The 24572-nt window shown below is 67.0% G+C and carries 24 protein-coding genes; 8 read left to right on the forward strand and 16 right to left on the reverse strand.

What is annotated here, in order from left to right:
• Positions 1-24 precede the first annotated feature (24 nt).
• The 5 genes from LOKHON_RS03310 to LOKHON_RS03330 form a co-directional block, all read right to left on the reverse strand.
• Positions 25-852: a flagellar motor protein MotB gene (locus tag LOKHON_RS03310; RefSeq protein ID WP_017927824.1), complete on the reverse strand. Its 828-nt coding sequence runs from the start codon at positions 850-852 to the stop codon at positions 25-27.
• Positions 853-936: 84 nt separating this feature from the next.
• A complete protein-coding gene (locus LOKHON_RS03315; protein ID WP_017927823.1) occupies positions 937-1725 on the reverse strand; it encodes a hypothetical protein in 789 nt (262 codons plus the stop codon).
• Positions 1726-1797: 72 nt separating this feature from the next.
• A complete protein-coding gene (locus LOKHON_RS03320) occupies positions 1798-2568 on the reverse strand; it encodes a sulfite exporter TauE/SafE family protein (protein ID WP_017927822.1) in 771 nt (256 codons plus the stop codon).
• Positions 2569-2586: 18 nt separating this feature from the next.
• Positions 2587-3459, reverse strand: a complete 873-nt coding sequence (locus LOKHON_RS03325) for a ribokinase (RefSeq protein ID WP_017927821.1) — start codon at positions 3457-3459, stop codon at positions 2587-2589.
• Positions 3456-5717, reverse strand: a complete 2262-nt coding sequence (locus LOKHON_RS03330) for an NADP-dependent malic enzyme (RefSeq protein ID WP_017927820.1) — start codon at positions 5715-5717, stop codon at positions 3456-3458. The genes LOKHON_RS03325 and LOKHON_RS03330 overlap by 4 nt, the downstream gene beginning before the upstream one ends.
• A 142-nt stretch (positions 5718-5859) precedes the next feature.
• Between LOKHON_RS03330 and mutS the strand changes: the two genes are divergently transcribed.
• Entirely contained in the window at positions 5860-8514 is a 2655-nt protein-coding gene (gene mutS / locus LOKHON_RS03335) for a DNA mismatch repair protein MutS (RefSeq protein WP_017927819.1), read from the forward strand.
• Positions 8515-8629: 115 nt separating this feature from the next.
• Here mutS and LOKHON_RS03340 read toward each other — a convergent pair whose 3' ends face one another.
• Both LOKHON_RS03340 and hrcA read right to left on the reverse strand, forming a co-directional pair.
• Entirely contained in the window at positions 8630-9190 is a 561-nt protein-coding gene (locus LOKHON_RS03340; RefSeq protein ID WP_017927818.1) for a nucleotide exchange factor GrpE, read from the reverse strand.
• Positions 9191-9206: 16 nt separating this feature from the next.
• Positions 9207-10271: a heat-inducible transcriptional repressor HrcA gene (gene hrcA, locus LOKHON_RS03345; protein WP_026147397.1), complete on the reverse strand. Its 1065-nt coding sequence runs from the start codon at positions 10269-10271 to the stop codon at positions 9207-9209.
• A 135-nt stretch (positions 10272-10406) separates the two neighbouring features.
• On the opposite strand from hrcA, the gene rph reads away from it, so the two are divergent.
• Genes rph through hemW form a run of 3 tightly spaced genes read left to right on the forward strand, consistent with a single transcriptional unit; the run spans position 10407 to position 12875 of the window.
• Entirely contained in the window at positions 10407-11114 is a 708-nt protein-coding gene (rph, locus tag LOKHON_RS03350; protein ID WP_017927816.1) for a ribonuclease PH, read from the forward strand.
• Positions 11114-11722, forward strand: a complete 609-nt coding sequence (locus tag LOKHON_RS03355) for a non-canonical purine NTP pyrophosphatase (RefSeq protein WP_017927815.1) — start codon at positions 11114-11116, stop codon at positions 11720-11722. The genes rph and LOKHON_RS03355 overlap by 1 nt, the downstream gene beginning before the upstream one ends.
• Positions 11712-12875 (forward strand): radical SAM family heme chaperone HemW, encoded by a 1164-nt coding sequence (gene hemW, locus LOKHON_RS03360; RefSeq protein ID WP_017927814.1) that lies wholly within the window; start codon positions 11712-11714, stop codon positions 12873-12875. Before LOKHON_RS03355 ends, hemW begins: the two co-directional genes overlap by 11 nt.
• 6 nt (positions 12876-12881) lie before the next feature.
• Here hemW and LOKHON_RS03365 read toward each other — a convergent pair whose 3' ends face one another.
• The 7 genes from LOKHON_RS03365 to hemJ form a co-directional block, all read right to left on the reverse strand.
• The gene (locus tag LOKHON_RS03365) at positions 12882-13763 is read right to left on the reverse strand and encodes a ParB/RepB/Spo0J family partition protein (RefSeq protein WP_017927813.1); all 882 of its coding nucleotides are present in this window, start codon (positions 13761-13763) and stop codon (positions 12882-12884) included.
• A gap of 8 nt (positions 13764-13771) precedes the next feature.
• Entirely contained in the window at positions 13772-14554 is a 783-nt protein-coding gene (locus tag LOKHON_RS03370; RefSeq protein WP_017927812.1) for a ParA family protein, read from the reverse strand.
• Positions 14547-15140 (reverse strand): 16S rRNA (guanine(527)-N(7))-methyltransferase RsmG, encoded by a 594-nt coding sequence (rsmG, locus tag LOKHON_RS03375; protein ID WP_051059637.1) that lies wholly within the window; start codon positions 15138-15140, stop codon positions 14547-14549. The genes LOKHON_RS03370 and rsmG overlap by 8 nt, the downstream gene beginning before the upstream one ends.
• Before the next feature lie 26 nt (positions 15141-15166).
• Positions 15167-17023: a tRNA uridine-5-carboxymethylaminomethyl(34) synthesis enzyme MnmG gene (mnmG, locus tag LOKHON_RS03380; RefSeq protein WP_026147395.1), complete on the reverse strand. Its 1857-nt coding sequence runs from the start codon at positions 17021-17023 to the stop codon at positions 15167-15169.
• A 12-nt stretch (positions 17024-17035) separates the two neighbouring features.
• A complete protein-coding gene (gene mnmE / locus LOKHON_RS03385; RefSeq protein ID WP_017927809.1) occupies positions 17036-18322 on the reverse strand; it encodes a tRNA uridine-5-carboxymethylaminomethyl(34) synthesis GTPase MnmE in 1287 nt (428 codons plus the stop codon).
• A gap of 25 nt (positions 18323-18347) precedes the next feature.
• Positions 18348-19622, reverse strand: a complete 1275-nt coding sequence (rho, locus tag LOKHON_RS03390) for a transcription termination factor Rho (protein WP_017927808.1) — start codon at positions 19620-19622, stop codon at positions 18348-18350.
• Between the two features lie 143 nt (positions 19623-19765).
• Positions 19766-20215, reverse strand: a complete 450-nt coding sequence (gene hemJ, locus LOKHON_RS03395) for a protoporphyrinogen oxidase HemJ (RefSeq protein WP_017927807.1) — start codon at positions 20213-20215, stop codon at positions 19766-19768.
• A gap of 419 nt (positions 20216-20634) precedes the next feature.
• Here hemJ and LOKHON_RS03400 point away from each other — a divergent pair, with 419 nt between their 5' ends.
• The 4 genes from LOKHON_RS03400 to dnaQ are packed head-to-tail and all read left to right on the forward strand — an operon-like array spanning position 20635 to position 23333.
• Positions 20635-21234: a Maf family protein gene (locus LOKHON_RS03400; protein WP_017927806.1), complete on the forward strand. Its 600-nt coding sequence runs from the start codon at positions 20635-20637 to the stop codon at positions 21232-21234.
• Entirely contained in the window at positions 21231-22061 is an 831-nt protein-coding gene (locus LOKHON_RS03405; protein WP_017927805.1) for a shikimate dehydrogenase, read from the forward strand. The genes LOKHON_RS03400 and LOKHON_RS03405 overlap by 4 nt, the downstream gene beginning before the upstream one ends.
• Positions 22058-22651, forward strand: coding sequence for a dephospho-CoA kinase (gene coaE, locus LOKHON_RS03410; protein WP_017927804.1), 594 nt, complete (start codon positions 22058-22060; stop codon positions 22649-22651). Before LOKHON_RS03405 ends, coaE begins: the two co-directional genes overlap by 4 nt.
• A complete protein-coding gene (dnaQ, locus tag LOKHON_RS03415) occupies positions 22644-23333 on the forward strand; it encodes a DNA polymerase III subunit epsilon (RefSeq protein ID WP_017927803.1) in 690 nt (229 codons plus the stop codon). The genes coaE and dnaQ overlap by 8 nt, the downstream gene beginning before the upstream one ends.
• A gap of 3 nt (positions 23334-23336) precedes the next feature.
• Here the strand turns inward: dnaQ and secB are convergent, their stop codons facing one another.
• Positions 23337-23882: a protein-export chaperone SecB gene (gene secB / locus LOKHON_RS03420; RefSeq protein WP_017927802.1), complete on the reverse strand. Its 546-nt coding sequence runs from the start codon at positions 23880-23882 to the stop codon at positions 23337-23339.
• A gap of 54 nt (positions 23883-23936) precedes the next feature.
• Positions 23937-24434, reverse strand: coding sequence for an FxsA family protein (locus LOKHON_RS03425; RefSeq protein ID WP_017927801.1), 498 nt, complete (start codon positions 24432-24434; stop codon positions 23937-23939).
• Between the last annotated feature and the right edge of the window lie 138 nt (positions 24435-24572).

Raw genomic sequence — 24572 nt, forward strand, 5'->3', positions numbered from 1 at the left:
TACAGCGCCGGGTTTAAGGCGGTGCTAATGGCGCCGCAGCAACGTGATCTCGATCCGGTCGCTGCGCGGCGCGGCGGGGCCTTCGGGCGCCGGGCTGCGATCGCCAAGACCGGTGACGCGGGCCATGCGGGCGGGCGCGAGCCCCGCCGCCTCGAGCGTTTGGCGCGCCGCCTCGGCCCGGCCCGAAGACAGGCTCCAGACCGGGTTGTCGGCCAGCACCACGGGCCGCGCCGCGAGATGCGCCGCCACCGCGACCTCGTTCTCGACCAGTGACGCCGCCTGCGCCACCAGCCCCAGAAGCGCGTCGGTGACGGGCAGCGGCACGGTGTCGCCCGGCGCAAAGATCGGCGCGCCGGGCCGGGCGAAGATCTCGATCACCAGCCCCTCGTCGGTGAGCCGGGTGACGACGTGGCGCAGCGCCTCGCGCGCGACGAGGCTTTCGCCGCCGCGGCCCAGCAGGATCTCCTCGATGTCGCGCAGCGCCGCCACCTCGGCCAGCGCGGCGCCGTCGCCCGGCGGCGTCGGCAGCGCCGCCTCCGGCGTCAGGCCGAGCGGCCCCGCCGCCCCGGGATCCGAGGCGCTGAGCGTTTCGCTCTGGCTCAGCGTGTCGCCATTGAGCAGCTCGGCACCGCCGCCTGAGGTGCGGCTGATCGCGATGGTCGGCGCGAAGTAGTCGGCCAGCCCCTTGCGTTGCTGTTCGGTGGTGGCGTTGAGAAGCCACATCAGCATGAAGAAGGCCATCATCGCGGTGACGAAATCGGCATAGGCCACCTTCCAGGCGCCGCCGTGATGGCCGCCCCCGGCGATGATCTTCTTGCGCTTGATGATGATCGGCGCGTTCTGGGCGGTCATGCGGCGTCTCCTCGGGCAGGCCCGGCCCAAGGAGATAACGCGGCGGGGTTAAGCCGGGGTTTAACCTCCGGCCCGCGCCATCCGTCAGCCCTGCCGCGGCCGCCGCGCCACCGGCGTCACCAGCGTTTCGGGGCGGCGCGCCTCGGCGGCCTCGAACAGCGAGAAGGTCTGGCTGACATAGCTCACCGCGCCCGAGATCAGGTCGAGATAGTCCAGAAGCTCGGGCGTGCGCTGGGCTTCGACCATGGCGATGCCGCGTTCCTGCGGCGTCGTCTCGAACCCGGCATAAAACAGCGGGTCGCCGCGCGCGATCTTGAGCGGTTTCGACGGCTCGTGCCATTCGAAGGCCCACATCAGCGGGCGCGGCCAGACATTGATCGGAAACCGCCCGCCGAAGATCGTGCCGGGCAATGGCGCGGGAGTATAATGCATGAAGGGCGCGACCTGCGACAGATAGACCCGCGCGTCGCTCAGAAACAGGTAGGGCAGCGACAGCTGCAGGGTCGGCACGCCAGCGTGGCGCCATTCGGGTTCGGACACAATGCGGAGCTTCTCGCCGAGCTTGGAGCCGCGGATGGCGCTGGCCGTGCCGCTGAGATTGCGCAAAGCGGGCCGGCCCTTGTCGTCGCGCTCGAAGCCGACATGGATGTCGAAGGGGCAGCGGATCAGGAAGTAGCGGCTTTCGAGATTGATCACCGCCGGGCAGCGCGAGGCCGATTTCGCGTGGCGCCGGTCGAGATCGACCGAGCGGACCCGTTCGGGCGGGGCATAGATGATCCCGCCCTTGGTTTCGGTCAGGCACCAGCCCACGAGGGCCGGGCCGCTGTCATCCCCGGTGTCGCGGGGGGTGTCGAACTGAACGGAAAACTGCATGCGCGGGCACCTCGTGATCTTCTGACCCGCAGGATGCGCGCCGCCATGCGACCCGTCAAAGCCCCTTATGCGCTATATCAGCGCAACGAGGCCGTCCCAGCACAGCCTGAGCCCCACCAGCACCACCAGCGCGTACATCACCGGGTAGAACACCTCCGCCCGCATCCGTTTCACGACGAAGGCCCCCGACAGCGTCGCCAGAACCGCCAGCGGCAAAAGCGCGGCGGCGGAGATGAGATTGGCCGGGTCGAACTGGCCCAGCGCGGCGTAGGGCACGACCTTGATGACGTTGACCACGGCAAAGAAGATCACGCTGGTCCCGGTATAGACCCTGGGATCGAGCCCGAGCGGCATGGCGTAGACCTGGAACGGCGGCCCGCCCGCATGCGCCACGAAGCTGGTATAGCCCGCGACCGAGGCCCAGAGCGAGGCGCGCGCGGTGTTCTCGGCGCGCGGCGCGGCGCGGCGCACATTGCCCGACAGCAGCCAGCGTGCGGCGAAGATCAACGCCAGCGCCCCGACGATCAGCCGCACCGCCCCGTCGGAGACCAGCGCCGCCGTGAGCCAGCCGATGCCGATGCCGACCACCGCGCCGGGCAGCATCCGCTTGAGCGTGCCCGCGTGATAGGTGCCGCGCCACGCCCACAGGCTGATCGCGTCCATCGCCAGCAGCACCGGCAGCAGGATGCCCGCCGCCTGCACCGGCGGGATCGCCAGCGCCATGATCGGCACGCCCAAGAGCGCCAGCGCGCCGCCCAATCCCCCCTTGGAGAACCCGACCAGCACCACCGCGAGGCAGGCGGCAAGCAGCGCCCATGGATCTGAAAAGACGAAATCCTGCATATGCGCTCCGGCGCGGGCCTAGAGCGCCGCCCGGTCGACCTCTTCGGCGGTGGGGATCGCATCGGCGGCGCCGCGCCGCCCGACCTTGATCGCCCCGGCCCGGCTGGCGCGCTCCAGCGCCTGCCGCATCGGCCTGCCCTCCGCCAGCCCGGCGATCAGGTAGCCGGTGAAGGTGTCGCCCGCGCCGGTGGTGTCCACCGCCTCGACCTTCGGCGCGTCGACATGGTGGCGCGCGCCGGAAGCGGTTTCGATCCAGTCGCAGCCCCGCGCTCCCAGCGTCACGACGACGTTCGGCACCTCGAGGCGCTCCACCGGCGTGCCCAGCGCCTCCGACAGCTGCCGCGCCTCGATCTCGTTGAGCACCAGAAAGTCGAGATGCCCCAGCACCGCGCGCACCGCCTCCGCCTCGAACGGGGCAGCGGCATAGGCCACGGTGAGCCCGCGCGCGCGCGCCAGCGCCGCCGCCTCGACCTGTCCGTTGGTCTCGTTCTGGGCGACGAGGATATCGCCCTGCTTGGCCTGTTCGAGAGCCCGTTTCACAACATCGAGGTCGATCTCGCGATTGGCGCCGGGCCAGAGCGTGATCGCGTTTTCGCCCTCGGCATCGACGGCGATGATGGCGTGGCCGCTCGGGCCCTCGCGGCGCTGCACATGGGTACAGGAGACGCCGTAGCTCTCCAGCCGCGCGACCATCCAACCGCCATCCGTGCCCACCGCGCCCAGATGTTCGACCCGCGCGCCCGCGCGGGCGGCGGCGACGGACATGTTGGCGCCCTTGCCGCCAAGGCCGCGGTTCAGGGCGCTGGCGGCGAGCGTCTCTCCCGGCGCGGCGATGTGCGGCACGGCATAGACATGGTCGGCGTTGATCGACCCGAGGTTCCAGATGGTCATGCGTGCTTGGCCTTGCAGGCGGCCATGACGGCCATGTTGACGATGTCGCCCACGGTCGAGATGGTCGAGCAGATCTGGATCGGCTTGTCGACGCCCGACAGGATCGGGCCGATCACCGTGGCGCCGCCCATCTCCTGCATCAGCTTGACCGAGATCGAGGCCGAATGCCGCGCCGGGACCACCAGCACGTTGGCCGGGCCGGTGAGCCGCGAGAAGGGATAGCTTTCCTGCCCCTTGGCGTTCAGCGCCACGTCGACCGCCATCTCGCCCTCGTATTCGAAATCGGCGCCGCGCCCGTCGAGCACCTCCGCCGCGCGGTACATCTTGGTCGCGCGTTCGGAGACCGGGTAGCCGAAGGTCGAGAAGCTGACGAAGGCGACGCGCGGCTCCAGCCCCAGCTCGCGTGCGACCTGCGCGCCCTGCGTCGCGATGTCGGCGAGATCCTCCTCGTCGGGCCATTCATGCACCAGCGTGTCGGCGATCAGCACGATCCGCCCCTTGTGCATCAAGACCGAAACGCCCACCGCGCCGTCATGCGGGCCCGCGTCGAAGACGTGGTTCACCAGCTCCATCACATGCGCCGATTTGCGCGTGGCGCCGGTGATCATGCCGTCGCCATGCCCATGCGCCAGCATCAGGGACGCAAAGACATGCCGGTCGCGCCCCGCGAGCCGATGGATGTCGTGCTGGTCGTGACCCTTGCGCTGCAGCCGTTCGTAGAGGAACGACTTGTAGGTATCGAGATGCGGCGTGTTGGCGGCGTTGACCACCTCCAGCTCGGACGCGGCCTCGGCCATGCCCTCGGCGGCGAGCTTTTCGGCCACGTCCGTCTCGCGCCCCACCACCAACGCCTTGCCGAAGCCCGAACGCTGGTACTGCACGGCGGCGCGCAGCACGCGCGGATCGTCGCCCTCGGCGAAAATCATGGTGGCCTGCGCGGCGCGGGCGCGCGCGTTGAGCCCGCGCAGCACGCTCGCGGTCGGGTCCATCCGGCCCTTCAGCGCCTGCTCGTAATGCTCCATGTCCTCGATCTCGCGCCGCGCCACGCCGGTCTTCATGCCGGCGCGGGCGACCGCCGGGGGGATGCGGTGGATCAGGCGCGGATCGAAGGGCGTCGGGATGATGTAGTCGCGCCCGAAGCTCAGCTTCTGGCCATAGGCGACGGCGACCTCGTCGGGCACCTCCTCGCGCGCCAGCTCGGCCAGCGCCTCGGCGCAGGCGATCTTCATCGCGTCGTTGATCGCGCGGGCGTGGATGTCGAGCGCGCCGCGGAACAGGTAGGGAAAGCCGAGGACGTTGTTGACCTGGTTGGGGTAATCCGAGCGCCCGGTGGCGACGATCGCGTCCTCGCGCACCTCATGCGCCTCTTCGGGCGTGATCTCGGGGTCGGGGTTGGCCATGGCGAAAATGACGGGGTTGGGCGCCATGCTCTTGACCATCGCTTGCGTCACCGCCCCCTTGGCCGACACGCCGAGGAACACGTCGGCCCCGTCCATCGCCTCTTCGAGCGTGCGCAGCGAGGTGTTCGCGGCATGGGCCGATTTCCATTGGTTCATGCCCTCGGTGCGGCCCTGCCAGATCACGCCGCGGGTGTCGCACATGATGCAGTTGTCGTGCCGCGCGCCCATCGCCTTCAGGAGTTCGAGACAGGCGATGCCCGCCGCGCCCGCGCCGTTGAGCACGATGCGCACATCCTCGATCTTCTTGCCCGAGATGTGCAGCGCGTTGATGAGGCCTGCGGCGCAGATCACGGCGGTGCCGTGCTGGTCGTCATGAAAGACGGGGATGTCCATCTCTTCCTTCAGGCGCTGCTCGATGATGAAGCATTCGGGCGCCTTGATGTCTTCGAGATTGATGCCGCCGAAGGACGGCCCCATCAGCTTCACGGCGGCGCAGAAGGCGTCGGGATCCTCGGTATCCAGTTCGAGATCGATCGAGTTCACGTCGGCGAAGCGCTTGAACAGCACCGACTTGCCCTCCATCACCGGCTTGGAGGCCAGCGCACCGAGATTGCCGAGGCCCAGAACGGCGGTGCCGTTCGAGATCACCGCGACGAGGTTGCCCTTGTTGGTGTAGTCATAGGCGGTCTCGGGGCTTTCGGCGATCACCTCGCAGGGGATGGCGACGCCGGGGCTGTAGGCGAGGCTCAGATCGCGCTGGGTGGTCATCGGGACGCTGGCCGTCACCTCCCATTTTCCGGGCTGCGGCACCTTGTGAAAGCTCAGCGCGTCCTCGCGCGTGAAACGGGGTTTGGCCATCGTTACGTCCCTCTCGATCTGGACGGACAGGCATAACGGGATGCTGCGGCGCGGCGCAACGCCCTTGCGTCAGCGCGCTGCGGGGTTTCGCACGGGGCCCGCAAAAGCTAGTGTCGCGCCGCTGCACTCCCGGGGGATACGCATGAACACGCAGGCCGGCACCGTGACGCCGATGATGGCGCAGTTTCTGGAGATCAAGGCGGCGCATCGGGATGCGCTGCTGTTCTACCGGATGGGCGATTTCTACGAGATGTTCTTCGACGACGCGGTGGCGGCGGCCGAGGCGCTCGACATCGCGCTGACCAAGCGCGGCAAGCACATGGGCGAGGACATCGCGATGTGCGGTGTCCCGGTGCATGCCGCCGAGAGCTATTTGCTCACGCTGATCCGCAAGGGGTTCCGCGTCGCCATCGCCGAGCAGCTCGAAGACCCGGCCGAGGCCAAGAAGCGCGGATCGAAATCCGTGGTCAAGCGCGACGTGGTCCGGCTCGTCACCCCCGGCACGCTGACCGAGGAGAGCCTGCTCGACGCGCGGCGGCACAACTTCCTCGCCGCCTTCTCCGAGCTGCGCGACGATTGCGCGCTGGCCTGGGTCGACATCTCCACCGGGGCGCTGTCGGTGCTGGGCTGCGACCGTCTGGCGCTTGGCCCGGAGCTGGCGCGTCTGACGCCGCGCGAATTGCTGGTGGCCGAGAGCGCCGAGCAGGAGCTGGCCGAGGTCACATCGAATTTCGATCTGGCGGTGACGCCGCTGCATCGCGGCGCGTTCGACAGCGCGGGCGGGGCGGCGCGGCTTGCCAAGCTGTGGAAGGTCGCCTCGCTCGATGCGTTCGGGTCGTTCTCGCGCGCCGAGATTTCGGCCATGGCGGCGCTGGTGGAATATCTCGACCTGACGCAGAAGGGCCGGTTGCCGCTCCTGCGCCCGCCGCAGCAGGAAGCGCGGATGTCGGCGATGCGGATCGACGCGGCGACGCGGCGGTCGCTGGAGCTGACCCATGCGATGGGCGGCGGGCGCGAGGGGTCGTTGCTGCAGGCGATCGACCGCACGGTGACGGCGGGCGGCGCGCGGCTTCTGGAACGGCGCGTGGCCTCGCCCTCCTGCGCGCTGCCCGCCATCACGGCGCGGCAGGCGGCGGTGGCGCATCTGACCGAAGACGACCGGCTGCGCGGGGATCTGCGCGACGCCCTGCGCGGCGCGCATGATCTCGACCGGGCGCTGTCGCGGCTCGCGCTCGAACGCGGCGGGCCGCGCGACATGGCGGCGATCCGGTCCACGCTCGACGTGGCCGACCGGATCGCGGCGCTGACCGACGGGCGCGACCTGCCCGGCCCGCTGGCCGATGCCGCGCGCGACCTCGGCGGTCAGGAGGAACTGCACGAATTGCTGGACCAGGCTCTCGTGGCCGAGCCGCCGCTTCTGGCGCGCGATGGCGGTTTCGTCGCGGCGGGCTTCGACGAGGATCTCGACGCGGCGCGCCGCCTGCGCGACGAGGGGCGCGGCGTGATCGCGGGGATGCAGGCGGACTACGCCGCCGAAACCGGAATTCAGAGCCTGAAGATCAAGCACAACAACGTGCTGGGCTATTTCATCGAGACCACGGCGACCCATGCCGCGAAGATGCTGGCACCGCCGCTGTCGGATCGGTTCATCCATCGCCAGACCACCGCGAACCAGGTGCGGTTCACGACCGTGGAGCTCAACGAGATCGAAACCCGCATCCTGAACGCGGGCGGGCATGCGCTGGAGTTGGAAAAACGGATCCATGACAGGCTTCGGGCCGCGATCCTCGACCAGGCGGGGCCGCTCGGCCAGCTGGCGCGCGCGCTGTCGGAGATCGACCTTGCCGCCGGGCTCGCCGATCTGGCGCGCAGCGCCGACTGGTGCCGACCCACGCTCGACGACAGCCGGGCGTTTCACGTCGAAGCGGGGCGGCATCCGGTGGTGGAACAGGCCCTGCGCCGGGCGGGCGAAAGCTTTGTCGGCAATGATTGCGACCTGGGCGATGCGCCGCTGTGGCTTTTGACCGGCCCGAACATGGCCGGCAAATCGACCTTCCTGCGGCAGAACGCGCTGATCGCGGTGCTGGCGCAGATCGGCAGCTTCGTGCCCGCGGCCTCGGCGCATATCGGCATCGTCAGTCAGATCTTCAGCCGCGTGGGTGCGAGCGACGATCTGGCGCGCGGGCGGTCGACCTTCATGGTCGAGATGGTCGAGACGGCGGCGATCCTGAACCAAGCCGACGACCGGGCGCTCGTCATTCTCGACGAGATCGGGCGCGGCACCGCCACCTATGACGGGTTGTCGATCGCCTGGGCGGTGCTGGAGCATCTGCACGACGTGAACCGCTGCCGCGGCATCTTTGCCACCCATTACCACGAGATGACGCAGCTTGCCGCCAAGCTCGACGGCGTGGCGACCGCGACCGTGGCGGTGCGCGAATGGCAGGGCGAGGTGATCTTCCTGCACGAGGTGCGGCGCGGCACCGCCGACCGCAGCTATGGCGTGCAGGTGGCGCGGCTCGCGGGGCTGCCGGCCTCGGTGGTGGAGCGGGCGCGGGTGGTGCTTCAGGCGCTGGAACAGGGCGAACGCGAAGGCGGCGGGCGCAAGCAGACGCTGATCGACGATCTGCCGCTTTTCGCGGCGATGCCGCCCGCATCCGCAACGGCCCCCGCCGCGCCCTCAAAGGTGGAGGAACGGCTGCGCGGAACGCATCCAGACGAGCTGACCCCGCGCGCGGCGCTGGAGCTGCTTTACGAATTGCACGGGCTGCTGCCGCAGGCCTCCGGGCGCGGCTGACGGCGGGGCGCGGGCAAAAGAAAGGCGCGGCCACCGAGGGCCGCGCCTTTGTCGCACTCTTCAAATCGAACTTGCCGACCCAACACAGGCGGAAGGCAGAAGTTCCGGATTTTTATCAGCTTTCCTTAAAGGAAGACACGCCGACCTGCGCCGGGCGCAACAGCCGGTCATGCAGCAGGAAGCCTTGCGCCGCGACCTGGATGATTTCGCCCGCCTTGGTGCCGGGGACCGGGGCCTCGAACATCGCCTGGTGCATCTGCGGGTCGAACTTGTCGCCGACCTGCGGGTCGATCGGGTGGATGCCGTGCTTCTTGAAGACGCTGAGCAGCTCGCGCATGGTCAGCTCGATCCCCTCGATCAGCGCCTTTTGCGCCTCGCGCTGATCCTCGGCGATGGCGTCGAGCGCGCGGCGCAGGTTGTCATGCACCGGCAGCATGTCACGGGCGAGCTTGGAGCCGCCGTAATTCTCGGCTTCGCGGCGGTCACGCTCGGCGCGCTTGCGGGTGTTCTCGGCATCGGCGAGCGCGCGCACGAAACGGTCGCGGATCTCGTCGCGTTCGCGCTTGAGGATTTCGAGATCGTCCGAGCCCTGCTCAGGCGCGACGCCGACCTCGCCGTTCTCGTCGACCTCTGCGGCCAGCTCGTCGAGGCTGCGCGGTTCGTCCTGTTCTGCCATATGCTGTCTTTCCCCTTCAGGAGCGGTCGGAGACGAGGCGTCCGACCAGCTGTGCTGTGTAGTCCACGATGGGCACGATCCGCCCGTAATTGAGCCGGGTCGGCCCGATGACGCCCACGGCGCCGATGATCTTCCGGTCGGCGTTCATATAAGGAGAAACGACCAGAGATGAACCCGAAAGTGAGAAAAGCTTGTTCTCGGAGCCGATGAAAATCCGCACCCCGTCGCCCTCCTCCGCGAGGTCGAGGAACTGCGCGATGTCGCGCTTGCGTTCAAGGTCGTCGAACAGCGAACGAACGAGGTCGAGATCGGCCTCCTCTCCCGGTCCGCTGAGCAGGTTGCCGCGCCCGCGCACGATCAGCCGTTCGCCCTGTTCGCCCGGATTGACCCATGTGGCGAGCCCCGATTCCACCAGATCGGCGGCCAGCCGGTCGATTTCGCGCCGCCTTGCCGCGATCTCGCGCGAGATCACGCCGGCCAGTTCGCGCAACGTGTGACCGCCGGCGATGGCGTTGAGGAAATTCGCCGCCTCGCGCATCGAGGAGGGCGTCTGGCCCGGCGGCGGCGTGAAGATGCGGTTCTCGACATGGCCGTCGGCAAAGACCAGCACCACGAGTGCCCGGTCGGTCGAAAGCGAGACGAATTCGACGTGCTTGATCGGCGCCTCGTGCTTGGGCGTCAGCACCAGAGAGGCGCCATGGGTGATCCCCGACAGCGCGTGGCCCACCCGGTCGAGCAGGCTGGTCACGTCGCCGTCGGATTCGTGCATCGACTGGTCGATGCGGCGACGGTCGTCGGCCTCCAGATCGCCGACCTCCAGAAGCCCATCGACGAACATGCGCAGGCCGGTCTGGGTCGGGATGCGGCCGGCGCTGACATGCGGGCTGCCCAGCAGGCCCAGATGTTCGAGATCCTGCATGGTGTTGCGGATCGTCGCGGCCGAGACCTTTTCGGACATGTGCCGGGTCAGGGTGCGCGATCCGACCGGCGCGCCGGTTTCGAGATAGCCTTCGACCACGCGGCGGAACACCTCGCGGGAGCGGTCGTTCATGTCCTCGATTCGGGGCGATCGGTCTGACATCGCGGGTTCGGGTCCTGTCTGGGGCATGGCACATTAGAAGCGGCACCGGGTCGAGGTCAATGCGGGTCCATGCCGGCCTTGGATTTGCGCCCTGCAAGGCGTATGCGCAAGCCCGACACAGGAAAGGATGACACCATGCGCCCCTCCGGCCGGACCCCCGACGCGCTGCGCGCCGTCGAGATCGAAACGGGCTTCAACCGTCACGCGGAGGGCTCCTGCCTGATCCGCATGGGAGCCACCCACGTGATCTGCACCGCCACGGTCGAGGAGCGGGTGCCGCCCTTCAAGCGCAATTCCGGCCAGGGCTGGGTCACGGCGGAATACGGCATGCTGCCGCGCGCCACCAACAGCCGGATGCGGCGCGAGGCGAAATCGGCGCAGTCGGGCCGCACGCAGGAGATCCAGCGGCTGATCGGCCGCTCCTTGCGCGCCGGCGTCGATTTCCATGCGCTCGGCGAGCGGCAGATCACCATCGATTGCGACGTGATCCAGGCCGATGGCGGCACGCGCTGCGCCTCGATCACCGGCGGCTGGGTGGCGATGAAGCTGGCCGTGCAAAAGCTGATGAGCGCCGGGCTGGTCAAGACCGACCCGCTGGGCGATCCGGTGTCGGCGGTGAGCTGCGGGCTCTATGCGGGGCAGCCGGTGCTCGATCTCGATTATGCCGAGGACAGCGAGGCGGGCGTCGACGGCAATTTCGTCGTGTCCGGCGCCAAGCTGATCGAGGTGCAGATGTCGGCCGAGGGGTCGACCTTTTCGCGCGGTCAGATGACGCAGCTCATGGATCTTGCCGAGGCGGGCTGTGCCGAGCTGGCGCAGGCACAGCTGCGGGCCACCGCCTGATGCGCCGCTTTACCGAAAAATCGCTGGTCGTCGCCACGCATAACGCGGGCAAGCTCGACGAGTTTCGCGCGCTTCTGGCGCCGTTCGGCGTCACCGTGACCGGCAATGCCGATCACGGCCTGCCCGAGCCCGAGGAGACCGAAGACACCTTCGTCGGCAATGCCCGGATCAAGGCCCGTGCCGCCGTCGCGGCGACCGGTCTTCCGGCGCTGGCCGATGACAGCGGGCTCGAGGTGTTCGACCTTGGCGGTCAGCCCGGCGTGCACACCGCCGATTGGGCCGAAACCGGCGAGGGCCGCGATTTCGACATCGCCATGGAGCGGGTGCATCGCGAGCTGACGGCGGGCAACCACCCTGCCCCGCATGGCGCGCGGTTCTGCTGCACGCTGGTGCTGTGCTGGCCCGACGGGCATGAAGAAGTCTTCGAAGGTCATGCGCAGGGTCAGGTCGTCTGGCCGATGCGCGGGGCACGCGGCCATGGCTATGATCCGATCTTCGTGCCCGAAGGGTATGACGTGACCTTTGCCGAGATGGATGCCGAAACGAAGAACGGCATGAGCCACCGGGCGCGCGCGGTGGAGAAATTGCGGGCCTGTCTTGGAGAATAGGGTCGAAAACTGGCAAAGGGGCGGGTTCGGTCTCTATCTGCATTGGCCCTTTTGCCAGGCCAAGTGTCCCTATTGCGACTTCAACAGCCATGTCGCGCAGAGGATCGATCAGGATCGCTGGGCCGCCGCCTATCTGTCCGAGCTTGACCGGCTGGCCGAACAGACCGGCGACAGGATCCTTGGTTCGGTCTTTTTCGGCGGGGGCACACCGAGCCTGATGGAGCCGCGTATCGTCGGGGCGATCCTTGACCGGATCGGCCGGAACTGGCGACTGCGCAATTATTTCGAAGTCACGCTCGAAGCCAACCCGACCTCGATCGAGGCGGATCGCTTTACCGGTTACAGGCAGGCCGGGGTCAACCGGGTCTCCATGGGGATGCAGGCTCTCAATGACGGGGATCTGCGCAAACTGGGCCGCCTGCACAGTGTCGATGAGGGTCTGAAGGCCTTTGATATCGCGCGAAACGCCTTTGATAGGGTCAGTTTCGACCTCATTTATGCCCGGCAGGACCAGACGCCCGAGGATTGGCGCGCCGAGCTACGCCAGGCTCTGGACCTTTGCGCGGATCACCTGTCGCTGTACCAGCTGACGGTCGAGGATGGTACGGCCTTTGGCGACAGGCTTGCCCGCGGCGGTCTGCGCGGCCTGCCAGACGAGGATCGTTCGGCCGAGATGTACGAAATCACGCAGGAGCTGACCGCGGCCGCGGGCCTTCCGGCCTACGAGATTTCAAACCACGCGGTTGCCGGCGCCGAAAGCCGGCACAACCTGATCTACTGGCGGTCTGGCGACTGGATCGGGATCGGACCCGGCGCGCATGGGCGGCTTGAATTCGAGGGGCGCCGATACGCGACCGAGGCGCCGAAAGCGCCGGGCGCATGGCTTTCGAAGGTCGAAAACGGTCAGGGCGGCGAATTGGACCGGGTGGATCTCGACGCGCTGGAGGGGTTCGAAGAGCGGCTGATGATGGGATTGCGGCTGCGCGAGGGCGTCGAAGTGTCGATGGAAGGCTGCCCGGACGCCGCCGGTTTTGCGCGGCGGGTGGACGGGCTGGTCGAGCTGGGGCTGCTGCGCCGGGAACAGGATCGGCTGGTTGCGACCGAGGCGGGCCGACCGATCCTGAATGGCATTCTGCGCGAATTGCTCGCCTGAGCGGGGTCAGTTCCCCGACAGGAGCCGCAGAAGATCGTCGAGCTGTTCCAGATCCCGGTACCGCAGGGCGATGCGCCCACCTTCGCCTTGCGTATCGTGGTCGATGCTTACCGGCATCCTGAGCGCCGCCGACAATTCGCTTTCGATCTGAAGCGTATCGGCATCCTTGCCGGGCTTGCGCGCGGCTTTCGTCGCCGGCGTCTTGCCCGGCTTGCGGACCAGCGATTCCGCGTCGCGCACCGACATGCCCTTGAGCATGATCTGCTTGGCCAGTGACGAAGCATGTTCGTTGCCGACCAGCGTCCTGGCGTGACCGGCGGTGAGCTGACCCGTCGTCAAAAGCTCCTGCACGTCGGCCGGAAGCGACAGCAGACGCATGAGGTTGGCGATATGGCTGCGGCTCTTGCCAAGGGCACTGGCGAGCTGTTCCTGCGTATGACCGAAGCGGTCCATCAGCTGGCGGTATCCCGCGGCCTCGTCGATAGCGTTCAGATCGGCCCGCTGGATGTTCTCGATGATCGCGACTTCGAGCACCTCGGTGTCGCTGTATTCGCGGATCAGAACCGGCAGCTCGTGCAGCTTGGCGATCTGTGAGGCGCGCCAGCGGCGTTCGCCGGCGACGATCTCGAAATAGCCCTCCTGCTTGGGGTCGCGGCGCACGATCAACGGTTGGATCACGCCTTTTTCGCGGATCGAGGCCGCGAGCTCGTCGAGCGCGATCTCGTCGAAATGTCGACGCGGCTGATCCGGGTTGGGACGGATCTTTTCGATCGGAACCATCATGTCGGGATGCCTTGCCTGCTCTGCGGTGGTCTGGTCTTGCGTCACATCGGCCATCAGCGCGGACAAGCCCCGCCCGAGACCACGTGTCTTCTGCTTTTCCGCCATGTTCGGCCTCATCCTTCCCGTTGGATCACTTCCGCAGCCAGGTCCAGATAGGCCTTGGCGCCTGCACAGCCTGGATCGTAATCAAGAACCGGCATGGCATGCGAGGGGGCTTCGCTCAACCTCACATTGCGGGGGATGACGGTCCTGAACACCAGGTCGCCGAGCGTCTCGCGCGCGTCGGATTCGACCTGCTGCGACAGGTTGTTGCGCCGGTCATACATGGTCAGGACGATGCCCTCGATCCGAAGCGCGTCATTGGCGCTGGCGCGCACCTCGCGCAGGGTCAGCATCAACTGCGACAGGCCTTCGAGCGCGAAGAATTCGCTTTGCAGCGGCACGATGATCGATTTGGCGGCCACCATCGCGTTGATCGTCAGAAGGTTCAGCGCCGGGGGGCAGTCGATCAGGACGTAATCGTAATCCTGACGATCGGCGAGAAGCTCGGTCATCCGGCGCTGCAACACGCGGCTGCGACCGCCCGAGGACATGAGATCGACATCCGCGGAGCTGAGATCGGTCGTCGCGGGGATGATGTCGAGCCCGTAGACCTGCGTGCCATGGATGCCCTCGGCAGCGGGGTCGTCTCCAAGCAACAGGTCGTATGTGGTGGAGCGACGGTCCCCTGCGGACAGCCCCAACCCGGTGGAGGCATTGCCCTGCGGGTCCATGTCGACCAGCAGGACGCGGCGACCGGATTTCGCGAGCGCCGCCCCGAGATTGATGGCGGTCGTGGTCTTGCCGACGCCGCCCTTCTGGTTCGCGAGCGCGATGATGCGGCAGGTGTCAGGCATGGTGCAGATGGCTCACTAGCAAGAGGCGGGCATCTGGGTCCGTTCGGCTGACCTGGCTGTCGCAATCGAACCGCCAATGCTCCCGCGCCGTTTCGATTTCTGCCTCGTGCATCTGCCCCTTCAGGAACAGGCAGCTTCCCCCGGTGGACAGGTGCCGCGCGGCATACCCCAGAAGCATGTTCAAAGGCGCGAGCGCGCGCGCGCTGATGATGTCGGCCGACAGCGGCGCGAGCGTTTCGATCCGCTCGGAATGTACCGTTACGTTGAGCGAAAGCTCCCGCGCCGCGGTTCTCAGGAAGGTCGATTTGCGCTGATCGCTTTCGACCAGATGGAACCGCAGATCCGGGGCCGTTTCCGATGCCACGATCGCCGCCACGATGCCCGGAAAGCCCCCGCCGGACCCGAAATCCGCCCAAATCCCGGAGGTTTGGGGAATATAGGGAGCCAGCTGCAGTGAATCCGCGATGTGCCGCGATTCGATATGTGGCAGATCGGATTTCGATACGAGATTGATCGCTGGCGACCACTTTCGCACCAACGCCGCGAAATCCGACAGCCTCTCTCGTGTTTCACGTGAAACATCCATGGGGACGGTGCTCCGCGCATTTTGCATCACGCCGCAGCCCGGCGGCTGGCGTTCATCAGGAGCAGAAGACCGGCTGCTGTCATGCCTTCGATCTTTCCGGCATCGCCGATCGAGCCGGGCCGCGCCTGTTCAAGTTTCTGGCGAAGCTCGTTCGAAAGGCCCGTGATGGAGGCGTAATCCAAGTCATCGGGAATCCGGCGCGCCTCGTCGCGTCGGATCGCCGCGGCGTCCCGGTCCTGCCGCTGCATATACGCGCTGTAGGTCGCGTCGTTCTTCAACTGCTGGGCCGTGCGGTCGTCGATATCCGCCAAGGACGGCTCCACCTGCCGCAACATCGCCATGTCGACCTCCGCGAGTGCGAGGGCCTCGAGACCGGATTTCGCCGGGCGATCCGGGTTGAGATTGGCACCGAGCGCGGCCAGCCGCGCCGTCGGAAAACGCATGTTCTCCAAGGCCAGCCGCCCCGCTTCGATCGCGTCCATCTTGGCCGAGAATTCCGCCCAACGCGCATCCCCGACGCAACCAAGATCCCGACCCTGCCCGGTCAGTCTCTGATCCGCGTTGTCGGCACGCAATGAGAGCCGAAATTCGGCTCTGGAGGTGAACATCCGATAAGGCTCTGTCACACCTCGGGTCACGAGATCGTCGATCATCACCCCGATATAGCTGCTGGTGCGACTGAACTGCGGTGTCTCCCGGTCGAGAACCTCGCAAGCCGCGGCCATGCCGGCTGCACAGCCTTGGGCAGCGGCTTCCTCATACCCGGTCGTGCCATTGATCTGCCCCGCCAGATACAGCCCCGGCACATCCTTCAGCTCGAGCCCGCGCGTCAAGGCGCGGGGATCGATGTAGTCGTATTCGATCGCATAGCCAGGTTGCTCGATGCGGACGTTTTCAAGACCCAGCATCGAACGGATGAAGCTTTCCTGCACCTCGACCGGCAGAGAGGTCGAAATGCCGTTCGGATAGACGGTATCGGTGCTCAACCCTTCGGGTTCGAGAAAGACCTGATGGCTCGGCTTTTCAGCAAAGCGCACCACCTTGTCTTCGATCGACGGGCAATAGCGCGGGCCGGAGCCGCTGATATTGCCGCTGTGCATTGCCGAGCGGCTCAGGTTTTCCCGAATGATGTCATGCGCCTGCTCGTTCGTCTGCGTGATCCCGCAAGAGATCTGCCGCGCCTCGGGCGCGCGGTTGAGAAAAGACAGCATGACCGGCGCGTCATCCCCCGGCTGCGCCTCGAGCCGCGCCCAGTCGATCGTCTTTCCATCGAGCCGCGCCGGCGTGCCGGTCTTCAACCGCCCCATGTTCAAGCCAAAGCCGTCGATCCGGTCGGCCAGCCGCGTGGACGCATCGTCACCGACCCGACCGCCGGGTCGGGTTTCCGAGCCGAAATGCAGCACGCCACGCAAGAACGTTCCGGTCGTGAGAATGACACTGCGCGCGCCAAGCCGACGTCCATCGGCCAGGTCGACGCCGCGGATGCGCCCTCCCGTTTCCACCAGGTCGTAAACTTCGCCTTCGATCAGGTCGAGACGATCGATCTTTCGCAGCTCGGCCTGCATGCGGTCGCGATAGATGCGGCGATCCGCCTGAAGCCGCGGCCCCTGAACTGCGGGGCCTTTCCTGCGGTTCAACAGCCGGAACTGGATGCCGGACGCATCGGCAACGCGCCCCATGAGACCATCAAGCGCATCGACCTCACGCACGAGATGGCCTTTGCCAAGCCCGCCGATCGCCGGGTTGCAGGACATCGCCCCGACCGTATCGATCTTCATGGTGACGAGAGCCACCCGCGCCCCCATGCGGCTGGCGATCGCCGCCGCCTCGACACCGGCATGGCCGCCGCCGACAACAATCACGTCGTAGGATTCGTGTTTCACGTGAAACAACTCCTATTTCCCGATACAGAAGCTCGAAAAGATTTCGCCGAGCACATCTTCGACGTCGACACGGCCCACGAGGCTGTCCAACGCCCTGACGGCGAGCCGAAGCTCTTCGGCAGCCAGGTCGAGCGCGGCGCTTCCCTCCGGCAGGATCAGACGACAGCGCGCGATATAATCGATCCCGTCGCGCAATGCGAGTCGGTGCCGTTCGCGGATCGCCACCCCGGCGCCCTGGCTTCTTTGGTCAAGCCGCGCAGAAATCTCGTCGAGAAGCGAGGACACGCCCGCGCCGGTGCGGCCCGACACCCCCGGACGCGCATCGTCGAACATGTCGGCCCGCGCGATCCGCACGATGTCATCGGGCCCGCTTTCGACCGACTCGACCGTGTCGTCCGGCGCGACCAGATGCACCCGGATATCGGCCGAGGCCGCCCGGCTGCGCGCGCGGGCAATCCCGATCGCCTCGACCGCGTCGTCGGAGTCGCGCAGACCCGCCGTATCCAGAAGCGTCACGGGCAGGCCGCGCAGCTCCATACGCACCTCGATCACGTCGCGTGTGGTCCCCGGCACATCCGAGATGATGGCCGCATCTCGACCTGCCAAATGATTGAGAAGCGTGGATTTTCCCATGTTCGGCGCGCCGATGATGGCCACCTCGAACCCTTCGCGGATCCGTTCGGCCACGCCGACACCGTCCATTTCGCGCCGCATCGCCGCATCGCAGCGATCGAGAATCTCGACAACTTCCGGCGTGACGTCGACCGGCACGTCCTCTTCGGCGAAATCGATCACCGCCTCGAGCAGCGCCATCGCTCGCAGCAGGTCCCGCTTCCACAGATCCGCCTTTTCGCCAAGCCCGCCGGCCATGGTGCGCATCGCCTGACGCCGCTGCGCTTCGGTCTCGGCATCGACGAGATCGGCAAGCCCCTCGACCTGCGACAGGTCGAGACGCCCGTTCTCGAGCGCCTGCCGGGTGAACTCCCCGGCCTCGGCCAGCCGCAGCCCCTCAAGCTCGGAGAGCCGCGCCAGAACGGCGTTGATGACCGCCCGGCTGCCATGCAGATGCAGCTCCACCACCGCCGCGCCGGTAAAGCTGCGCCCTTCGGCAAAGGTCAGCACCAGCGCCTGGTCGAGCACCTCACCCTGCCCGTCGCGCAGGATCCGCAGGCCCCGCCCATGCGCGGGCAAGGCACCGGCCATCCGTTCGGCCGCGCGCCGCGCCTCCGGGCCCGAAATGCGGATGACGGCCACCCCGGCGCGTCCCCGCGCCGTGGCCAGGGCATAGATCGTGTCCATGGGAAAAATCCTCGCGCGCGCCGCGTCAGGTGTTCATGGAATCGAAGAAGTCCGAATTGGTCTTGGTCTGCTTCAGCTTCGAAATCAGGAACTCGATCGCATCCGTGGTGCCCATCGGATTCAAGATCCGGCGCAGCACATAGGTCTTTTGCAGATCGGTCTTCTCGACCAGCAGATCCTCCTTGCGGGTGCCGGATTTGAGGATGTCCATCGCCGGGAAGACGCGCTTGTCCGCCACCTTGCGGTCGAGCACGATCTCCGAGTTGCCGGTGCCCTTGAACTCCTCGAAGATCACCTCGTCCATGCGGCTACCGGTGTCGATCAGCGCGGTCGCGATGATGGTGAGCGAGCCGCCCTCCTCGATGTTGCGCGCCGCACCGAAGAACCGCTTGGGCCGCTGCAACGCGTTGGCGTCGACACCGCCCGTCAGCACCTTGCCCGAAGACGGCACGGTGGTGTTGAAGGCGCGGCCCAAGCGCGTGATCGAATCGAGCAGGATCACCACGTCGCGCTTGTGCTCGACGAGACGCTTGGCCTTCTCGATCACCATCTCGGACACCGCCACGTGGCGCGTCGCGGGCTCGTCGAAGGTCGAGGAGACGACCTCGCCCTTGACGCTGCGCTGCATGTCGGTGACCTCCTCGGGCCGCTCGTCGATCAAGAGCACGATGAGATAGCACTCGGGGTGGTTCTTCTCGATCGAGTGGGCGATGTTCTGCAACAGCACCGTCTTGCCGGTGCGCGGCGGCGCCACGATGAGCGAACGCTGCCCCTTGCCGATCGGCGAGACGAGATCGATGATCCGGGCCGAGCGATCCTTGGTCGCGGCCTCCTCCTCAATCTCCATCTTCAGCCGCTCATCCGGGTAAAGCGGCGTGAGGTTGTCGAAGGCCACCTTGTGGCGCGCCTTTTCGGGCGCCTCGAAGTTGATCTTCTCGACGCTGACCAGCGCGAAATACCGCTCGTTCTCGTTCGGCTCCTGGATCACGCCTTCGACCGTGTCGCCGGTGCGCAGGCTGAACTGGCGGATCATGTCGGGCGAGACGTAGATGTCGTCGGGACCGGGAAGATAGTTGGCTTCGGGGCTGCGCAGGAAGCCGAAGCCGTCCTGCAGCACCTCGAGCACGCCATCGCCGCCGATGACCCAGTCCTCCTCGGCGCGTTCCTTGAGAATGGCGAACATCATGTCGCCCTTGCGCATGGTGGATGCGTTCTCGATCTCCAGCTCTTCGGCCAGCGACAGAAGATCCTTCGGGCTCTGCGCCTTGAGATCGGCGAGGTTCAGGCGGTCCTGGGACATGGGAAACGGTCCTGTGGCAGCCCGCGGGCCGCTCTTATGGGTCGTGAAAATGGAATCGCTTCGCCCGGACGGGCAAGCGGGGAGAAGTCTTAGGCGTGGATAAGTCGCGCGTCAACGTCGCGCTGGTCTCGGTGCCGAAGGCGTCAGAACGGACGGACCACCACCGCGACCACGATCACCAGCAAAAGCACCGTCGGCACCTCGTTGGCGATGCGGAACTGGCGGCCCGAACGGCTGTTGCTGCCCGCGGCGAAATCCTTGCGCCGCTTCGACAGCCAGCCCTGCATCCCCGTCATCGCCAGCACCGCCACCGCCTTGATCCACGGCCAGGGCTGGGACCAGTCGACCACGCCGAACGAAATCAGCACCAGCCCGAAAACCCAGGTCGAGATCATCGCAGGGCCCATGATCAGCTTCATGAGCTTCAGTTCCATGACCTGGAACGTCTGGTCGAGCTCCGATCCCGGTTTGGCCCGCTCCGCGTGATAGACGAACAATCGCGGCAGATAGAACATCCCCGCCATCCAGGCGACGAAGGACACGATGTGTCCCGCCTTTATCCACGGATAGGCGAAAGCGGCGAAGTCGGTCATCTCGGTCCCTCTCTCAGACCGGCCCCTTCTCAAATGAATAAGGATAAAAGAAAAGATGATGATGATAGTAGGGAGGTGGATAAGCAGGGATTGAGGACATGTCCTCAGAGTCGTCCACAGGATGATCGACTCTTCTGGCCTGTTGGAACGACTCGGCTACATCACTTACTCAACTGATATATAACGAAAAAAATATACGCCTTGCCGCCGACAAGCCCGGAGTCGCAATCTTGACTCGTGCTTTTACCCACAAAGACCCCCGCGCCGCCTCTTGTTCTCGTCCCCCGTGGATAAGTCGCTGAGTCGCGAGGGCGACTCACCCCGCTTGTCCCGAGTCGCGGGAGCGGTCACAACCGTCCACCGAGTCGTGCTCATGATTCGAGCCCGATTCCTCCCTAGAGTCGTCCACAGGCCCCGTCATGACCCAATCGCTCGTTCTCGCCTCAGGATCGGAGATCCGCGCCAGCCTCCTGAAGGGCGCCGCGATCCCCTTCACGGTCGAAAAGGCGCGCATCGACGAAGCCGCGCTCAAGGCCGCGCTTCTGGCCGAGGGCGCGCCGCCGCGCGATCTCGCCGACAAGCTGGCGGAGATGAAGGCGCTCAGGGTGTCGTCGCGCACCCCCGGCGCGCTGGTGCTGGGCTGCGATCAGGTGCTGGCGCTCGATGGCGCGGTGTTCTCCAAGCCCGAGAGCCCCGAGCACGCGCTCGACCAGCTCACCCGGCTGTCGGGCCGCACGCATCAATTGCTGTCGGCGGCGGTGGTCTGCCTCGACGGAGAGCCGATCTGGCGCCATGTCGGTGTGGTCCGCCTCGACATGGCGCATTGCTCCGAGGACTACCTGCGCGATTACGTCGATCGCAACTGGGACTCCATTCGCCACTCCGTTGGCGGCTACAAGCTCGAGGAAGAGGGCGTGCGCCTGTTCGTGCGGGTCATGGGCGATTACTTCACGGTTCTCGGGCTGCCGCTCGTGGAGCTGATCAACTGGCTGGTGCTGAGAGGAGATCTGAAGAGATGAGCGCGCATCGCATTCCGTTGGCGGGCGTGATCGGCGCTCCGGTCGCTCATTCCCGGTCGCCGCGTCTTTTCGCGCACTGGCTCGAAACCCTCGGGATCGAGGGACATTACGCGCCGCTGCACGTGGAGCCCGATGACTTCGAACAGGTCGTGCGCGCCCTGCCCCGCATGGGGTTTCGCGGCGCCAACGTGACACTGCCGCACAAGATCGCGGCGCTCGGCATCGCCGATCAGGTGAGCGACCGCGCCGCCCGCATCGGTGCGGCCAACACGCTGACCTTCCGCGATGACGGCATCCATGCCGACAACACCGACGGCCATGGCTTCATTTCCAACCTGCGCCAATCCGCGCCCGGCTGGGCCGCCGCCGATGGCCCGGCGGTGGTGCTGGGCGCGGGCGGGGCGGCGCGCGCCGTGCTCGACGCGCTGATCGAGGCGGGCGCGCCCGAGATCCGGCTCGCCAACCGCACCCGCGCCCGGGCCGAAGCGCTGGCCGAGGCCTTCGGCCCGGCGATCCGTGTCATCGACTGGGCCGAAACCGCGCCTGCGCTGGACGGCGCGGCGACGGTCGTGAACACTACCTCGCTCGGCATGCAGGGCGCGGACCCGTTCGATCTCGACCTCTCCGCCCTGCCCGCTTCGGCGCTGGCGACCGACATCGTCTACACCCCGCTCGACACGCCGATGCTCATTGCCGCGCGCGACCGCGGCTGCCGCACGGTCGACGGCTTGGGCATGCTGCTGCACCAAGCGGTGCCGGGGTTCGCGCGCTGGTTTGGCGCGACGCCACAGGTCACGGAGGCCACCCGCGCGGCGGTGCTGGGATGACCTTCCGGCTCGGTCTCACCGGCTCCATCGGCATGGGCAAATCGACCACGGCGGCGATGTTCGCCGATGAAGGCCTGCCGGTCTGGGATGCCGATGCCGCCGTGCACCGGCTCTATGCCGCGGGCGGTGCGGCGGTCGCGCCGATGCGCGCGGCTTTTCCCGGGGCGGTCGAGAACGGCGCCGTTTCCCGCGCGGCCCTGAAACGGATCATTGCCGCCGACCCATCGGCCCTGCCTCGGATCGAGGCGATCGTGCACCCGCTGGTGCAGGAAGACCGCGAGGCGTTCGTCGCCGCCCAGACCGCCGACATCACCGTGCTCGACATCCCCCTCCTCTACGAAACCGGTGGCGAGGCCGAAATGGACGCCGTCGTCGTCGTCAGCGCGCCGCCGGAGCTTCAGGCCGCCCGCGTGCTCGCCCGTCCCGGCATGACGCGCGCCCAGCTCGACGCGATCCTCGCGCGGCAGATGCCGGATGTTGAGAAACGCCGCCTGGCCGATTACCTGATCGAGACCGTGACCCTCGACGCGGCCCAAAGGTCCGTGCGAGAGGTCATCGACCGGATCAGGAGGCAGCTGCGCGATGCGTGAGATCGTTCTCGACACCGAAACCACCGGCTTCGAGCCCGCCGAGGGCGACCGCATCGTCGAAATCGGCGCGGTCGAGCTGCTCAACCACATGCCGACGGGCCGCACCTATCATCAATACATCAACCCCGAACGCTCGATGCCGAAAGGCGCGTTCGAGATCCACGGGCTGGGCGACGACTTCCTCCGCGACAAGCCGAAATTCGCGGCCATCGCGCAGGATTTCATCGATTTCATCGGTGACTCGCGGCTGGTGATCCACAACGCCGCCTTCGACATGAAATTCCTCAACGCCGAGCTGTCATGGGTGAAGAAGCCCAAGATCCCGATGGATCGCGCGCTCGACACGCTGGCCATCGCGCGCAAGCGGTTTCCCGGCTCGCCCGCCTCGCTCGACGCGCTGTGCCGCCGCTTCGGCATCGACAACGCTTCGCGCACGCTGCACGGCGCGCTCCTCGACAGCGAGATCCTCGCCGAGGTCTATCTGGAGCTGATCGGCGGGCGGCAGCCGGATTTCGCGCTGAACGTGGCGCAGGGCGGCTCCGGCGGCGGGGCGGAGGCTGAATGGCGCCCGCGTCCGCGCCCGGCGCCGCTGCCTGCGCGGATCACCGGGGAGGAGGCCGCCGCCCATGCCGAGTTCGTCGGCGGTCTGGGCGACGGCGCGCTTTGGAAGAAGTTCAGCTAGGCGTCAGGCGGTGCCCGACGGGCCCGGCTCGGCCTCGGCGGCCTTCTGGGCCTGCTGCGCCTGGGCGCGGCGCTGAAGCTCGTTGCGATAAAGCTGCAGGAAATCGATCTGCTCGAGGTTCAGCGGCGGGAAACCGCCATCGCGGGTCACGTCCGAGACGATCCGGCGCAGATAGGGGAAGGTGATGCGCGGGCATTCGATCAGCAGGTAGGGGTGCAGCTGGTCGTCCGGCACGCCGGAAATCTGGAACACGCCGGCATATTCGATCTCGAAGATGAACAGCGGATCGCCCGATTCCTTGGCTTTCGAGGTGATGTTGAGCTTGGTGATCACCTCGTACTGGCCTTCCTGGCCGCGCTTACGCGCGTCGAGGTTGACCTGCACCGAGACCTCGGGCTGCAGATCGCCCGACAGGCCCTTCTGCGCCAGCGCGTTCTCGAAGGACATGTCGCGGATGTACTGGGCCACGACGCGCTGCGTCACCTTGGGCTGTTGCGTCGCCTGCCCCTCGGGCTGGGGGGTTGCGGGGGCGTCGGGCGTGTCGGTCATCTGGGGTCCTCCGGTGTCAGTTGCGCCTGTATCTAGCAGCCTCCGCGGGCCCCCTCAATGCCGGGTCCAACCAGAGGGATGCGTCGGCTTGCGGCCTTCGCCCAGTTCGTGGAAATCGCCGTCGATCACCGTGTCGCGCGGCGCGTCCGAGGCGGGGCCACGGGGATCGCGGGGATGCGGCGGCTGGCCCATGTCAAAGCGCGCGACCTTCACCTTGTCCTTGAGCAGCCGGAACACCCGGCCCCGCACCGCCGGGATCAGCAGCGCAAAGCCGACCGCGTCGGTGAAAAAGCCCGGCGTCAGCAAAAGCGCGCCCGCGAACAGGATCATCGCGCCGTCGGCCAGGGGCCGCGACGGGTCCGAGAATTCTTTCATCGAGCGCTTCAGCCGGGCGATCGCCTGCAGCCCCTGCCCGCGCACCAGCGCGGTGCCCGCGATCGCGGTCAGCACCACGATCAGGAGCGTGGGCCACAGCCCGATCAGCCCGCCGACCTGGATGAACAGGCCGATCTCGATCAGCGGCACGGCAAGAAAAGCGATGAAGAGCCACATGGGCGGTCTCCCGAAGGTCAGTTGATGCGCCGCCCCCGCGACGATTCGTGGCCCTGGGGGTCGGTGGACTTGAACGGTTGCGTGGCTTACATAGGTGCCACGCGGGTCCGGTGCGAGACCCGTGCTGACAAGAGGCGC

The organism is Limimaricola hongkongensis DSM 17492 (assembly GCF_000600975.2).
GTDB classification, from domain to species: Bacteria; Pseudomonadota; Alphaproteobacteria; order Rhodobacterales; family Rhodobacteraceae; genus Limimaricola; species Limimaricola hongkongensis.